Here is a 14,217-nt window from a genome sequence, read left to right as displayed (position 1 = left end):
TCCCATGGACATGGCCCTCGAGATCCTCATTTCCGCCCTGCTCGTCATCGCCGGCACCTTCGGCCTGATCGGCAGCTTCGGCCTCCTGCGGCTGCGCGATGCGGTGCAGCGGCTCCATGCGCCGACCAAGGCCACCACGGTGGGGGTGGGCGCTGCGCTGATCGCCTCGGTGATCGACCTCTACCACTATCAGGACACGCTCACCTGGCAGGAGCTTCTGGTCGCCGCCTTCCTCTTCATCACAGCGCCGATCACCGCCCTCTTCCTCGGCAAGATCCACATGCACCAGAGCATCCCGCGCGAGAAGCTGCCCGACACCGGCACGAAGCGCGACTGGGCCACGTTCGATCCGACCTTCAAGGGCCCCGAGCCGAAGCTGCCCGGAGACTGACCTTGCGCTGACGCTTCGCGGGCAGCCTGCAAACGATGCGCGGCCCCGCGACGCTACCTAACGTCGCTTGACCGGCGGCGGGCCGCATGCTTCTGGAGCAGGAGCTTTGCTCCGCGGAAAGGTGCGCCCTCCAATGCTCGATCTGACGTCTCACTGGGCGGGGATTCTCTCCCTCGTCATATTCGTGGCTGCCTACATCCTCGTGGTGTTCGAGGAGGCCACGCACCTGCGCAAGAGCAAGCCGGTGATGCTGGCCGCGGGCCTCATCTGGTTGCTGATCGGGCTGGCCTATGCGATCGCCGGCCGCGGCGAGGAAACCTACGAGCTTTCCGCCCACATCATCGAGGAATATGGCGAGCTGTTCCTGTTCCTGCTCGTCGCCATCACCTATGTGAACACGCTCGAGGAGCGGCGCGGCTTCGAGGTGCTGCGGGCGAAGCTCGTGAGCATGGGGCTCAGCTACCGCAGCCTGTTCCTCCTCACGGGCATGCTCGCCTTCTTCCTGTCCGGCATCCTCGACAATCTGACGACCGCCCTCGTGATGGGCACGGTGGTCATGGCGCTCGGCTCGCACTCGCCGCGCTTCGTCACCATCGGCTGCATCTCGATCGTCGTGGCTGCCAATGCGGGCGGCGCCTTCACTCCCTTCGGCGACATCACCACCCTGATGGTCTGGCAGAAGGGCAAGCTCGACTTCTTCGAATTCTTCGCCATCCTGATCCCCTCGCTCGTGAACTGGGCGGTGCCCGCCGCGATCCTGTTCTTCGCCGTGCCGAAGGGCACTCCGGCCGCGCAGACCGAGACGATCCGCGCCAAGCCCGGCGCGCTCGGCGTGGCGATCCTCTTCGCCGCCACCATCGTGACCGCCGTCAGCTTCAAGAACTTCCTCAACCTGCCGCCGGCCCTCGGCATGATGCTGGGCCTCGGCTATCTCCAGATCTGGTCCTATGTCCTCAAGCAGAAGGGCACGCGCTGGCGCGACGACGACATGGTGCTCGACAGTTTCCACCAGATCCAGCGGGTCGAATGGGACACGCTGCTGTTCTTCTTCGGCATCATCTTCGCCGTGGGCGGGCTGGGCGTGCTTGGCTACCTCACGCTCGCCTCCGAGCTCCTCTACACCGACCTCGGCCCGACCGCGGCCAACATCATCATCGGCGCCCTCTCGGCCATCGTCGACAACATTCCGCTGATGTTCGCGGTCCTGACGATGGACCCCGCCATGTCGCACGGCGAATGGCTGCTCATCACGCTCACCTGCGGCGTGGGGGGCTCGATGCTCGCGATCGGTTCGGCGGCAGGCGTCGCGCTCATGGGGCAGGCCAAGGGCGCCTACACCTTCATGGCGCACCTGAAATGGACCTGGGCCATTGCGCTCGGCTATTTCGCCTCGATCGGCGCGCACCTTTTCATCAACGCGCACCATTTCTGAGGTCCGGGCCGCGCCTTCCGGGCGCGGCCGTCCCGCCCCGCCGCGGTGGCCGCTCAGGCGTGGCCCGCGGTGGACGAGAGCGTCAGCGGGTCGATCCCCATATGCCGCAGCATCCCGGTCCACTTGCCGGGATCGTCGTCCGAGAAGACCAGCTCGGAGGGCGCCTCGGCCGTCAGCCAGTCGTTGCGCTGCACCTCCGCCTCGAGCTGTCCCGGCCCCCAGCCGGAATAGCCCAGTGCCATCAGCGCCGAGCTCGGCCCCTGCCCCCGCGCCAGCGCCTCGAGGATGTCGACGGTGGCGGTCATGCCGAACTTGCCCGAGACGAGCATGGTGGCCCCCACGCTCATGTAGTCGGGCGAATGGAGCACGAATCCCCGTCCCCGCTCCATCGGCCCGCCGAGATGCACCCGGATGTCGCGGCCGTTCGGCGCGCGGGGGATGTTCAGCTGCTCGAGCATGCCCGCGAAACTGAGGTCTTCCACCGGCTTGTTGATGACAAGCCCCATAGCGCCGTCGGGCGAATGAGCGCAGATCAGCACGAGGCTGCGTTCGAATCGCGGATCTGCCATGCTGGGCATGGCGATGAGCAGGCTTCCTGAGAGATCCATGCGCGCCTCCCTTTTACCGACTATGGGGCGGCGCGGGCACCGGCTCAAGGGGGTGGCGCCGCCACAGTCGCGCGAGGCGTGGGCAGGTTGGCGCACTTGTGACTTTCCAACCGACCCCTGCTGCGGAATTGTGCGGCCATGCTGATCCGATTGTTCCTCGCCTCGTGCCTGGCCCTTGCCGCTCTGCCGGCGGCCGCGACTCCGCCCGACCAGATCCTCAAGGCCGAGCTCCTGCCCGGCTGGCGCGAGGGCGGCCGGCATATCGCGGCCCTCCGGCTGAAGCTCGCGCCCGGGTGGAAGACCTACTGGCGCAGCCCCGGCGAGGCGGGCATCCCGCCCGAATTCGACTGGAGCGGCTCCCGGAACGTGTCCGGCGTGCGGATGCACTGGCCCGTGCCGCATGTCTTCAGCCTGAACGGGATGCAGACCATCGGATACCGCGACGAGGTGGTGCTGCCCTTCGAGGTCGAGACCCGCGACGCGCGACAGCCCGTCCGTCTGAGGGCGCGGGTCGATCTGGGCGTCTGCCGCGACATCTGCGTTCCCGCCGAATTCGAGCTCGACGGAGAGCTGGGGCCCGTGGGCGCGCCCGATCCGGTCATCTCGGCCGCGCTCCGGTCGCGCCCCGAAACCGGCCGCGAGGCGGGCGTGGGCCGGGTGGCCTGCCGGGTGGACCCGATCGACGACGGGCTGCGGCTCACGGCCGAGCTCGACCTCCCCGCGACGGGTGGCGACGAGATGGTGGTGATGGAGCCCGGAACGCCCGAGATCTGGACCTCCGAGGCGGTCACCTCCCGGCAGGGGGCCCGGCTCGTCGCCGTGTCCGACATGGTCGGGCCGGACGGCGCGCCCTTCGCCCTCGACCGCTCGGCGGTGACGCTCACCGTTCTGGGCGACCGCCGCGCGGTCGAGATCCGGGGCTGCCCGGCCCCCTGAGGCGGGACCGCCGCGGCTGCGGCCGCCGGGGCGGGGGCTCGATGCCCCCGGCGCGGCGTCCTCCCCGCGCGGCACCGCCCGGCCGCCGCGCTGTCCGCCGTCCTGCTTTGGGCACACTGAGTCCCGCTGTGCCGGGATCGGCTCCCCCCGCTACGGGCTTCCATGTCCGGGGACCCCGCTCGCGCCCGCCTCAGCGCGCGAGCCGCGCCTTCACCTCCAGAAGATCCGCCCAGGCCTCGCGCTTGGCCTCGGGATTGCGCAACAGATAGGCCGGATGGCACATCGGCATCACCGGCCGGCCCCAGGCCTCGGCCCAGCGGCCGCGGAGCCGGGTGATGCCCGTCCGCCCCAGCAGCGCCGCACAGGCCGTGTTTCCCGTCACCACGATCAGGTCGGGCGCGGCCAGCTCCACATGCCGCGCGAGGAAGGGCGTCATCATCGCCACCTCCTCCGCCGAGGGATCGCGATTCTGCGGCGGCCGCCAGGGCATCACATTGGTGATATAGAGCGCGCTAGCCGGGTCCGGGCTCGTGCGGGCGAGGCCGATCGCCGCGAACATCCGGTCGAGAAGCTGCCCCGCCCGGCCCACGAAGGGCCGGCCCGCCGCATCCTCCTCCCGCCCCGGCGCCTCGCCGATCAGCATCAGCCGCGCCGCCGGATTGCCGTCGCAGAAGACCGTGTTCCGCGCGCCCCGCTTCAGATCGCAATGGTCGTAGGCCGCCATCGCCTCCCGCAGCGCCTCGAGGGTGGGCGCCGCCGCGGCCGCGCGCCGCGCTTCCTCCACCGGATCGGCCGCTGCAACCGGATCGAGCGCGGCCGTCGCCGCCACCGCGGCGGCGGCAGCAGCCTTCGGCACCGGCTGCGCGTCGCCCAGCTCGTAGCGGTTCACCGGCGCATCGAGGATCGCCTCGGTCGCGCCGAGATCCACCTGCCAGGCCAGCGCCGCCAGCGCCGCGTTCCAGTCCAGCCCGTCCATCGCCCCTCCGACTCGCGCGCCGACCCTAGGCCGCGGCCCGCCTCCCGGCAACCGCCTTGCCCCGCGGGGCCCGCCTTCCTATAAGCGCCGCAGCCCGGTCCTCGAGGGAGTTGCCCATGACCTTCCGCGCCCGCCACCTGCTCGGCATCGAGCATCTGGCCCCCGACGAGATCCGCTCCGTCCTCGACCTCGCCGACAGTTATGTGGATCTCAACCGCCGCACGATGAAGCAGTCGGACGCGCTGGCGGGGATGACCCAGATCAACATGTTCTTCGAGAATTCGACCCGCACCCAGTCGAGCTTCGAGCTTGCGGGCAAGCGGCTCGGCGCGGATGTGATGAACATGGCGGTGGCGCAGAGCTCGGTGAAGAAGGGCGAGACGCTCCTCGACACCGCCATGACGCTGAACGCGATGCATCCCGATCTCCTCGTGGTGCGCCACCCGGCCTCGGGGGCGGTCAACCTTCTGGCCTCCAAGGTGAATTGCGCCGTCCTCAATGCGGGCGACGGGCGGCACGAACATCCGACCCAGGCACTTCTCGATGCGCTCACCATCCGCCGCGCCAAGGGCCGCATCCAGCGCCTGACGGTCGCCATCTGCGGCGACATCGCCCACAGCCGGGTGGCGCGCTCGAACCTGATCCTGCTCGGCAAGATGGAGAACCGCGTGCGGCTGATCGCGCCGCCCACGCTCATGCCGCCGGGGGTGGGCGAGTTCGGCTGCGAGCTTTACGACGACATGAAGAAGGGCCTCGAGGGTGCCGACGTGGTGATGATGCTGCGCCTCCAGAAGGAGCGGATGGACGGGGCCTTCATCCCCTCCGAGCGCGAATATTACCACCGGTTCGGGCTCGATGCCGAGAAGCTGGCCTTTGCGAAGGAGGATGCGATCGTCATGCATCCGGGCCCGATGAACCGCGGCGTCGAGATCGACGGCACACTTGCCGACGACATCAACCGCTCGGTGATCCAGGATCAGGTCGAGATGGGGGTGGCGGTGCGCATGGCCTGCATGGATCTTCTGGCGCGGAACCTGCGCGCCGAACGGGGCCGCGCGGCCGTGGGGGTGATGGCATGAGCCTCCTTCTCAGCAACGCCCGCCTGATCGACCCCGAGGCCGGCACCGAGACCGAGGGCGACCTGCTGATCGAGGGCGGCCTCATCGCCGCCGTGGGCGCGCTCGAGCCGCCGCCCGGCGCCGAGGTGATCGACTGCGGCGGCAAGTGCCTCGCCCCCGGCATCGTCGATCTCGGCGTGAAGGTGGGCGAGCCCGGCGAGCGCCACCGCGAGAGCTTCCGCTCGGCGGGTCTTGCCGCTGCCGCGGGCGGCGTCACCACGATCGTCGCGCGCCCCGACACGCTGCCCGCCATCGACACGCCCGAGGTGCTGGAATTCGTCACCCGCCGCGCCGCCGAGGCGAGCCCGGTCCGCATCCGCCACATGGCGGCGCTGACCAAGGGCCGCGAGGGGCGCGAGATGGTCGAGCTCGGCTTCCTGCTCGACACCGGCGCCGTGGCCTTCTCCGACTGCGACCATGTGATCGAGACCACCAAGGTCGCCGCCCGCTGCATGACCTATGCCCGCAGCCTCGGCGCGCTCGTGATCGGCCATCCGCAGGATCCGGGACTTTCGGCCGGCGCTTCCGCCACCAACGGCAAGTTCGCGAGCCTGCGCGGCATCCCGGCCGTCCATCCGATGGCCGAGCGCATGGGCTTCGACCGCGACATGGCGCTGGTCGAGATGTCGGGCGTGCGCTACCACGCCGACCAGGTCACCACCGCCCGCACCCTGCCCGCGCTCGAGCGGGCCAAGGCCAACGGGCTCGACGTGACGGCGGGCGTGGGCATCCACCACCTGACGCTGAACGAGTTCGATGTCGGCGACTACCGCACCTTCTTCAAGCTGAAGCCGCCGCTGCGCTCGGAAGAGGACCGGCTCGCGATGGTCGAGGCGGTGGGCTCGGGGCTGATCGACATCATCTCCTCGATGCACACGCCGCAGGACGAGGAGTCGAAGCGCCTGCCCTTCGAGGAAGCCGCCTGGGGTGCCGTGGCGCTCGAGACCTTCCTGCCCGCGGCCCTCCGGCTCTACCATGCGGGCCTCCTGACCCTGCCGCAGCTCTTCCGGGCCATGGCGCTCAACCCCGCACGGCGGCTCGGCCTGCCGCAAGGGCGGCTCTCAGAGGGGGCGCCCGCCGATCTCGTGCTCTTCGACCCCGACGCGCCCTTCGTGCTCGACCGCTTCACCCTGCGCTCGAAATCGAAGAACACGCCCTTCGACGGGCAGCGGATGGAGGGGCGGGTGCTCGCGACCTATGTCGGCGGCCGCCGGGTCTACGCCGCGGGCGAATGAGCCATCGCCCCCGGCCTGTCATTCGCGCTTCGCGAACGGCAGGCCATCCTCGGGGCCCGGCCTGCGGGCAACAGGCCATCCTCGCAACCCCGGCCTGCGACGGCAGGCCATCTTCATAACCTGGGCCTGCGGCGGCACGCCCCCTTCGCGCCGGGGCCTCGGCCGGACCAGAATAGAGCAGATCCGTCCCGGCGCCCGGGACCAGCAGAGCGGGAGTGAGTGAGATGCCGGCCATCGAAAGCGGCCTTTGGGCGCTGATCCTGACGGGGGTGCTGGGCTATCTGCTCGGCTCGATCCCGTTCGGCATCGTCATCACCCGCGCGCTGGGGCTGGGCGACCTGCGCAAGATCGGCTCGGGCAATATCGGCGCCACCAACGTGCTCCGGACGGGCAACAAGCCCGCGGCGCTGGCCACGCTGCTCCTCGATTCGGGCAAGGGCGCCATCGCCGTGCTGATCGCGCGCGCGGCCGTGGGCGAGGATGCGGCGCAGCTTGCGGCCTTCACCTCGTTTCTGGGGCACCTCTTTCCGGTCTGGCTCGGCTTCCGCGGCGGCAAGGGGGTCGCGACCTTCCTCGGCACGCTCCTGGCGCTCGCCTGGCCCGTGGGCCTTGCCTGCTGCCTCACCTGGCTCGCGACCGCGGCCTTGGGCCGGATCTCCTCGCTCTCGGCCCTCGTGGCTGCGGCGAGCGGTGTCCTCTGGATGATCCTGCTGGGCTTCGGCCAGATGGCGGCGCTGGGGGCGGTGCTCGCGGTGCTGATCTTCATCCGCCACCATGCGAACATCCGCCGGATCCTCGCGGGCACCGAGCCGCGGATCGGGAAGAAGTAACCGCCCGGGGGCCGGTCCGCGGCAGCGCCGGCGAGGGGGGGCTCGATGCCCCCCGAGCCGGCACCCCCGGCCGGGTCCGCGATCCGGGGCGCCGCAGGCCCGCTCAGTAGCTCATGTCGGGATAGATCCGGCGCAGGTCGCCCTCCCAGGGGCCGTGGAACCGCTCGAGCAGCAGATCCGCCACCGTCCGCCCCGAGGCCACGCTCTCGGCCAGCACCTCGAGATGGCCCGCCTCGTCGGCCAGTCCCTCGCCCGCCAGCGCCCGGGCGCGGAGCCCGCCCTCGGCGATCGCCACCGCCTCGCGGGCCACGTCGAGGAGCCGCACGCCCCCCGCCTCGCCCTGCAGCCCGTCGACCGAAGCCGCCACGCGCAGCCCCTCGCGGGTCTCCGCGCTCCAGTCCCGGGCGAGATCCCAGGCGGCATCGAGGGCCGCGCCGTCATACATGAGCCCGACCCAGAAGGCGGGCAGCGCCACCAGATGCGACAGCGGGCCCGCGTCGGCCCCGCGCATCTCGATGTATTTCTTCACCCGCGCCTCGGGAAAGACCGTGGTCATGTGATCGGCCCAGTCCGACAGCGTGGGCTTCTCGCCCGGCAGCGCGGGCAGTTCGCCCTTCAGGAAGTCGCGGAACGACTGGCCCAGCGCGTCGATATACTGCCCATCGCGGTAGACGAAATACATGGGCACATCGAGCACCCAGTCCACATAGCGCTGGAAGCCCATCCCCTCCTCGAAGGCGAAGGGCAGCATGCCCGTGCGCGAGGCGTCGAGGCTGCGCCAGATGCGCGAGCGCCAGCTCTTGTGGCCGTTCACACGGCCGTCGAAGAAGGGCGACGAGGCGAAGAGCGCGGTGGCGACCGGCTGCAGCGCCAGCGCGACGCGCAGCTTCTTCACCATGTCGGCTTCCGAGCCATAGTCGAGATTCACCTGCACGGTGCAGGTGCGATACATCATCTGGGTGCCGTGGGTGCCCACGCGCCCCATGTAATCGGTCATCAGCCGGTAGCGCCCCTTGGGCATCACCGGCATCTCCTCGTGGCTCCAGATCGGGGCCGCGCCCACGCCCATGAAGCGCACGCCCATCGGTCCCGCCACCTCGGCCACCTCGCGCAGGTGGCTCTCGAGCTCCGCCTTGGTCTCATGCACCGACAGGAGCGGCGCGCCCGACAGCTCCAGCTGCCCCCCCGGTTCCAGCGAGACATTGGCGCCGTCGCGCTGGAGCCCGATGATCGCATCCCGCTCCATGACCGGCTCCCAGCCGAACCGGTCGCGCAGGCCTTCGAGGATGGCGCGCACCGAGGCCGCCCCCTCGTAGGGCAGCGGCTTCAGGTCGGCGGTCAGATAGCCGAACTTCTCGTGCTCGGTGCCGATGCGCCAGTCCTGCGCCGGCTTGCAGCCCGCTTCCATATAGGCCGCCAACTGCTCGTAACTCTCGATCGGCCCGCCGCCGGACTGGGGAATGGACATGCACGCGCTCCGATCGCTTGTTCGGGACGCAAGACCTGTCGCGTCGTCGCAGTCAAGTCAAGACCGCGCGCGAGGGCCTCCGCCAGATCAGCTGCCCTGCCGGCGGGGCTTGCGACGAAAGGCTGATGACATTGCCGCCCGGCGCCGGCGCCTCCGCAGGCCCGGAGAGGGCCGCGAGCAGGCGGCTCGTGTCGAGGCCGGGCAGGGCCGCGAAAGCGTCGAACAGGCGGTGAGCCCCCTCGGCGCCCACGGGAATGGACAGGAGCTGCCCGTCCGACTGGCGCAGCCGCCAGTGCCGCTCTCCCCGGATGAGGACGAGGCGCAACTCCTCGAGATCGTCGAGGGCCACATAGCCGCCCCAGTCCGGGCCGAGATAGCCGATCTGGCCCTCGTCCAGTTCGACGAGGCCGGCCGCCCCGCCGCTCTGGCCGAAGCGCATCCGGCGGAGCGCGATCACCGCCCAGCCCGCGGCCACGGCGAAGGCGAGCCCGCCCAGCGGCACGAAGAACCACCCGCCCAGCGAGCCGAGCCAGAGCGCCCCGGCCATCGCGGCCGCCGCCGCGGCAGGTTCGCGCCAGCGGAGGAGGAGCCCCTCCACCTCCGGCCGCAGAAAGCTCACAGCCAGTCTCCGAGCACCGACTGCCAGAGCGTGAGCGCCGCCACCGCCGCCGTATCCGCGCGCAGGATGCGCGGGCCGAGGCTCACGGGCACCACCTGCTCCATCCGGCGGAGGCGCGCCTGCTCCTCCTCCGAAAAGCCGCCCTCGGGCCCGATCAGGATGGCCCAGGGCCCGGGCGACGGCCGCTTCGGCGGCTCCTCGAAGCCGCGCGCCTCAAGGCCGCCCGCGGCCTCGAGAAGCCCCGCCCGCGCCCCCACGAGGCTCTCGTCGCACCACATGATCCGCCGTTCGGCCGGCCAGTCGGCCAGGAGCCGCTCGAGGCTCGCCAGATCGGCCACCTCGGGCACGAAGGTGCCGCCGCATTGTTCCGCCGCCTCGACGGCATGGGCCTGCAGCCGGTCCTGCCGGATCCGCTCGGAATTGGTGAAGCGGGTCTGCACCGGCAGGATCCGCGCCGCGCCCATCTCGGCCGCCTTTTCGACGATGAAATCGGTGCGCGCCTTCTTGATCGGCGCGAACAGGAGCCAGAGGTCGGGCGGCAGACGGAGCGGCGCGGTCTGGTGCGTGCAGAGGAGCGTGCCGCCCCGCTTGCCCGCCTCGGACACCTCGGCGCGCCACTCGCCGTCCCGGCCGTTGAAAAGGGACACCGCCGCCCCCCGCGCCAGCCGCATGACCCCGAACAGGTAATGGGCCTGATCCTGCGTCAGAGGAACGGGTTGCCCGGGTCCGAGGGGCTGCTCTACATAAAGCCTGACTTTCGCATCCGACATGGGGGCACCTTATGCAGCAGCCGCGCCAAGCGCCAGAGGCTCCCGCCGGGGGACCGGCGGCCGGGACGACGCAGGGCACGGTGGCCGATGCCCCGCCCGGAAACTGGGTCGACAGGCTCGCGCCCGCCGCGACGCGGCCCTATCTGCGCCTGTCGCGCGCCGACCGGCCGATCGGGACATGGCTTCTGCTGATCCCCTGCTTCTGGGCGGTGGCGCTGGCGGCGCTGGCCGACCCCGAGGGCTACCGGCCGCTCGACCTCTGGCTCGTGATCGGCAGCGCGGTCGGCGCCTTCCTCATGCGCGGAGCGGGCTGCACCTGGAACGACATCACCGACCGCGACTTCGACGCGGCCGTGGCGCGCACCCGCTCGCGCCCGATCCCCTCGGGGCAGGTCAGTGCGAAGGCCGCGGCGGTCTGGATGGTGGTGCAGGCGCTGGTGGCCTCGCTCATCCTCTTCAGCTTCAACGGCACCGCGATCCTGCTGGGCGTGGCCTCGCTCGCCCTCGTCTGCATCTATCCCTTCGCCAAGCGCTTCACCTGGTGGCCGCAGGCCTTCCTTGGGCTCGCCTTCAACTGGGGCGCGCTGCTTCTCTGGGCCGCCCATGCCGGCAGTCTCGGATGGGCGCCGGTGGCGCTCTATGCCTCGGGGATCGCCTGGACGCTGTTCTACGACACGATCTACGCCCATCAGGACAAGGAGGACGATGCACTGATCGGGGTGCGCTCGACCGCGCGGCTCTTCGGGCAGCATACGGGCAAGTGGCTCGTGGCCTTCATGATGGCGGCGACGCTCCTGATGACGCTCGCCGTGCTGCTGGCCGTGCTGCCGCAGGGCTCTGGCCTCCAACTCGTGATCGCACTCGCAGGCGTCTGGGGCTTCGGCGCCCACATGACCTGGCAGATCGCCCGGCTCGACACCGAGGACACCGGGCGCTGCCTCCGGCTCTTCCGCTCGAACCGGGACGCGGGCCTGATCCCTGCGCTGTTTCTCGCCACAGCCGCGCTCCTTTGATTGAAGGGGCGGGGCTCAGCGCCTAAAGCACGGGACGACCGACGACCTTTCGACGGGAGAATCCGCGCCATGCGCCTGAAACCGAGCCTCCTTGCCTCCGCCGCCTTCCTCACGGCCGCGGCGCTTGCCGTGGTGGGGGCCTCCTGGGCCGCGACCGTGATCGAGAACCGTTCCGTCGAGGCCGTGCAGTCCCGGCTCACCGCCGCGGGCCTCACCTTCGTCGAGGTCCATGCCGACGGGCTGCAGGTCTGGCTGCGCGGCACCGCCCCGAACGAGGCCACGCGCTTCCGCGCCGTGAACCTCGCGGGGGGCGCGGTCGATGCCACGCGGCTGCGCGACGCGCTCGAGGTGACGCCCGTGCGCGAGATCGAGGCGCCGCGCTTCTCGGTCGAGATGCTGCGCAACGACGATGGCGTGTCGCTGATCGGCCTGCTGCCCGAGGCGGGCGGCACCGAGGATCTGGTCAATGCCGCGCGCGGCCTCGGCACCGGGCTTCAGGTGGCCGACATGCTGGAGACGGCCGATTTCCCGACGCCCGAGGGCTGGTCCCCGGCGCTCGCCTTCGGGCTCGAGGCCCTGCGCCTCCTGCCGCAATCCAAGATCTCGGTCGATGCCGACCGGGTCTCGATCACCGCCATCTCGAACAGCGAGGACGAGAAGCGCAAGCTCGAGGGGCAGCTTTTGCGGCTCGCGCCCGAGGGGCTGGAGCTCGTCATGAACATCTCGGCGCCGCGGCCGGTGCTCACGCCCTTCACGCTGCGCTTCGTGATGGACGAGGAGGGCGCCCGCTTCGACGCCTGTTCGGCCGACACGACGCGGGCGCGCGACCGGATCCTCGCCGCCGGCACCGCGGCCGGCGTGACCGACGAGACCACCTGCACCATCGGGCTGGGCGTGCCCTCGCCCCGCTGGGCGGAGGCCGCCGAGGCGGGCGTGCGGACCGTGGCCGAGCTCGGCGCGGGCAGCGTGACCTTCTCGGATGCCGACGTGACGCTGGAGGGCAAGCCCGGCACGCCGCGCGCCCAGTTCGACCGGGCGGTGGGCGCGCTCGAGGCGGCGCTGCCCAAGGTCTTCTCGCTCGAAGCGACGCTGCCCCCTGCCCCGCAGGCGGTGGCCGAGGGCCCGGCCGAGTTCCGCGCCAGCCTGTCGGATCAGGGCCGGGTCGAGCTGTCGGGGCGCGTGACCGACGAGCTGACGCGCAAGGCGGTGGACAGTTTCGCCCGCGCCCAGTTCGGCGCGAGCAAGGTGCGCAGCGCGACGCGGCTCGACGGCGAACTGCCCGAGGGCTGGCCCACGCGGGTCCTCGCGGGGCTCGAGTCGCTGGCGCAGCTTCATTCGGGCGAGCTTCTGGTGCGGGCCGACACGGTCGAGGTGACCGGGGTCACCGGCTCGAAACAGGCCAGCGGCCGCATTTCGCAGGTGCTGTCGGCACGGCTGGGCCAGGGCCGCAGCTTCAAGGTGGATATCGTCTACGACAAGAAGTTCGACCCCGAGGCCGCGCTGCCCACCCCGCAGGAATGCATGTCCCGCATCCGCCGCGTGCTCGCCGGGCAGAAGATCACCTTCGAACCGGGCTCGGCCGAGATCGACCGGAGCGCGCGGGGCACGCTCGACGGGCTGGCCGAGGTGTTCAAGGTCTGCAAGGCCATGCCGCTCGAGATCTCGGGCCATACCGACAGCCAGGGCAGCGAGGGCGGCAACAAGGCCCTGAGCCAGGCCCGGGCCGAGGCGGTGCTTCTCGCGCTGCAGGGCCGGCGCGTGGACGTGGGCCGGATGAAGGCCGTGGGCTACGGCGAAGAGCGCCCGATCGCCGACAACGGCAACGAGGAGGGCCGCGAGGCCAACCGCCGGATCGAGTTCACGTTGCTGGGCGAGGACGGCAATCCGGTTGACGACGCGGCTCCGGTCGTGGAGGAAACGGCGGAAGCCACGCCGGCCGACGGCACGGAGGCCGCTGCGGACGACGAGCCCTCGGCGGCGCCGGCCGAAATGACGCTGCGCCCGAAGCGCCGTCCCGAGGAGGACTGACCGGGGCCCCGTCCGGGGACCCCCGCCGCACGAGGGGCCGGATCGGGAGCGCCGCCCGGCCGCCCGCCTCCGGCTCTGGCCGGAGGGACCACCCGACGCGCCCCTGACGGGCAACCGACCGAGAAGAGCATGAACCGCACCGAATTCATCATCGCGACTGCCGTCATCCTGTTCGTGGCCTTCGGCATGGGCTGGCTCGCCCACTGGCTCGTCAGCCGCTTCTCGCGCGTGACGGGCGACATGTCCGAGGTGGACCGGCTGGCCCAGCATCTCCACGAGGCCGAGGAACAGCGCGATCAGGCGGTGCTCTATCTCGAAAGCCGCGAGGCCGAACTCGGCGCGCAGCTGGCGCAGACCGAGGCCGAGCTGCGCGCCACGATGGACGGTCTGCGCGAGGCCCGCGCGGAAACCGAGGAACTGCGCGACTATATCGACCGGATCAGGGCCGGCTGACCTCGCCGGAGCCCAGCAGATCGGCCACCAGCCGCGAGGCCGGATCGGCCAGCGCATCGATCACGTCGAAATGATGCCGCCCCGGCTCCACATGCCAGGGGCAGGACCAGGCCTCCGACAGAAGCCGCGCCTGCCACAGGAAGGCGGGCCGCTCCTGCCCGCCCACATGGACGGTGACGGCGGTCGTGGGGCGGCGCGCGGCGCGGGCGGGGCTCTCGGTCGCGGCCTCGGCCGGATCGAGCCGCAACGTGTCGTTCATGGCGGTGGGGATCAGCGGCTCCAGCTCGGACAAGGGCGAGATCGGCACGCAGCGCAGCAGCCGCGCCGCGAGATCGGGCGC

At 71.1% G+C, this 14,217-nt stretch carries 14 protein-coding genes and 1 pseudogene; 9 read left to right on the top strand and 6 right to left on the bottom strand.

What is annotated here, in order from left to right:
* The first annotated feature begins 4 nt into the window (after positions 1-4).
* Both A9O63_RS15735 and nhaD read left to right on the top strand, forming a co-directional pair.
* A complete protein-coding gene (locus A9O63_RS15735; RefSeq protein ID WP_002721315.1) occupies positions 5-391 on the top strand; it encodes a Na+/H+ antiporter subunit G in 387 nt (128 codons plus the stop codon).
* A gap of 133 nt (positions 392-524) precedes the next feature.
* Positions 525-1,823, top strand: a complete 1,299-nt coding sequence (gene nhaD, locus A9O63_RS15730; RefSeq protein WP_069332791.1) for a sodium:proton antiporter NhaD — start codon at positions 525-527, stop codon at positions 1,821-1,823.
* A gap of 53 nt (positions 1,824-1,876) precedes the next feature.
* On the opposite strand, the gene A9O63_RS15725 is transcribed toward nhaD, so the two are convergent.
* The gene (locus tag A9O63_RS15725) at positions 1,877-2,431 is read right to left on the bottom strand and encodes a YqgE/AlgH family protein (RefSeq protein ID WP_002721317.1); all 555 of its coding nucleotides are present in this window, start codon (positions 2,429-2,431) and stop codon (positions 1,877-1,879) included.
* Between the two features lie 138 nt (positions 2,432-2,569).
* Between A9O63_RS15725 and A9O63_RS15720 the strand changes: the two genes are divergently transcribed.
* Positions 2,570-3,367 (top strand): protein-disulfide reductase DsbD domain-containing protein, encoded by a 798-nt coding sequence (locus A9O63_RS15720; RefSeq protein ID WP_069332790.1) that lies wholly within the window; start codon positions 2,570-2,572, stop codon positions 3,365-3,367.
* 190 nt (positions 3,368-3,557) lie between these two features.
* Here the strand turns inward: A9O63_RS15720 and A9O63_RS15715 are convergent, their stop codons facing one another.
* Positions 3,558-4,343: a uracil-DNA glycosylase gene (locus A9O63_RS15715; protein WP_069332789.1), complete on the bottom strand. Its 786-nt coding sequence runs from the start codon at positions 4,341-4,343 to the stop codon at positions 3,558-3,560.
* Between the two features lie 116 nt (positions 4,344-4,459).
* Here A9O63_RS15715 and A9O63_RS15710 point away from each other — a divergent pair, with 116 nt between their 5' ends.
* The 3 genes from A9O63_RS15710 to plsY all read left to right on the top strand — a co-directional run bounded on the left by A9O63_RS15710 (position 4,460) and on the right by plsY (position 7,526).
* Positions 4,460-5,422 carry an aspartate carbamoyltransferase catalytic subunit gene (locus A9O63_RS15710; protein WP_002721320.1) on the top strand — a complete coding sequence of 321 codons (963 nt, stop codon included), beginning with the start codon at positions 4,460-4,462 and terminating at the stop codon, positions 5,420-5,422.
* On the top strand, positions 5,419-6,696 hold the full coding sequence (pyrC, locus tag A9O63_RS15705; protein ID WP_069332788.1) for a dihydroorotase: 1,278 nt from the start codon (positions 5,419-5,421) through the stop codon (positions 6,694-6,696). Before A9O63_RS15710 ends, pyrC begins: the two co-directional genes overlap by 4 nt.
* 224 nt (positions 6,697-6,920) lie before the next feature.
* Positions 6,921-7,526: a glycerol-3-phosphate 1-O-acyltransferase PlsY gene (plsY, locus tag A9O63_RS15700; protein ID WP_069332787.1), complete on the top strand. Its 606-nt coding sequence runs from the start codon at positions 6,921-6,923 to the stop codon at positions 7,524-7,526.
* Between the two features lie 103 nt (positions 7,527-7,629).
* Here the strand turns inward: plsY and A9O63_RS15695 are convergent, their stop codons facing one another.
* From A9O63_RS15695 to A9O63_RS15685, 3 genes are read right to left on the bottom strand one after another with little or no spacing between them, the layout of a single operon-like run.
* Complete coding sequence (locus A9O63_RS15695) at positions 7,630-8,994, bottom strand: glutamate--cysteine ligase (RefSeq protein ID WP_069332786.1); 1,365 nt, start codon at positions 8,992-8,994, stop codon at positions 7,630-7,632.
* 52 nt (positions 8,995-9,046) lie between these two features.
* The gene (locus A9O63_RS15690; RefSeq protein WP_069332785.1) at positions 9,047-9,613 is read right to left on the bottom strand and encodes a hypothetical protein; all 567 of its coding nucleotides are present in this window, start codon (positions 9,611-9,613) and stop codon (positions 9,047-9,049) included.
* Entirely contained in the window at positions 9,610-10,383 is a 774-nt protein-coding gene (locus A9O63_RS15685; RefSeq protein WP_069332784.1) for a 16S rRNA (uracil(1498)-N(3))-methyltransferase, read from the bottom strand. Before A9O63_RS15685 ends, A9O63_RS15690 begins: the two co-directional genes overlap by 4 nt.
* 11 nt (positions 10,384-10,394) lie before the next feature.
* Between A9O63_RS15685 and ubiA the strand changes: the two genes are divergently transcribed.
* From ubiA to A9O63_RS15670, 3 genes are all read left to right on the top strand, one after another.
* A complete protein-coding gene (gene ubiA, locus A9O63_RS15680; RefSeq protein ID WP_069332783.1) occupies positions 10,395-11,396 on the top strand; it encodes a 4-hydroxybenzoate octaprenyltransferase in 1,002 nt (333 codons plus the stop codon).
* A 69-nt stretch (positions 11,397-11,465) separates the two neighbouring features.
* A complete protein-coding gene (locus A9O63_RS15675; protein ID WP_069332782.1) occupies positions 11,466-13,424 on the top strand; it encodes an OmpA family protein in 1,959 nt (652 codons plus the stop codon).
* A 129-nt stretch (positions 13,425-13,553) separates the two neighbouring features.
* Positions 13,554-13,877, top strand: a complete 324-nt coding sequence (locus A9O63_RS15670) for a hypothetical protein (protein WP_015921396.1) — start codon at positions 13,554-13,556, stop codon at positions 13,875-13,877.
* Here A9O63_RS15670 and A9O63_RS15665 read toward each other — a convergent pair.
* Positions 13,864-14,217: pseudogene (locus tag A9O63_RS15665) on the bottom strand (alpha/beta hydrolase); the annotation flags it as partial. The gene A9O63_RS15670 and the pseudogene A9O63_RS15665 sit on opposite strands and share 14 nt — an antisense overlap.

Source organism: Cereibacter johrii (genome assembly GCF_001720585.1).
Classification (GTDB): domain Bacteria; phylum Pseudomonadota; class Alphaproteobacteria; order Rhodobacterales; family Rhodobacteraceae; genus Cereibacter_A; species Cereibacter_A johrii.
Note: the sequence above shows the minus strand (reverse complement) of the source record. Positions and strands in the feature narration are given on the sequence as shown.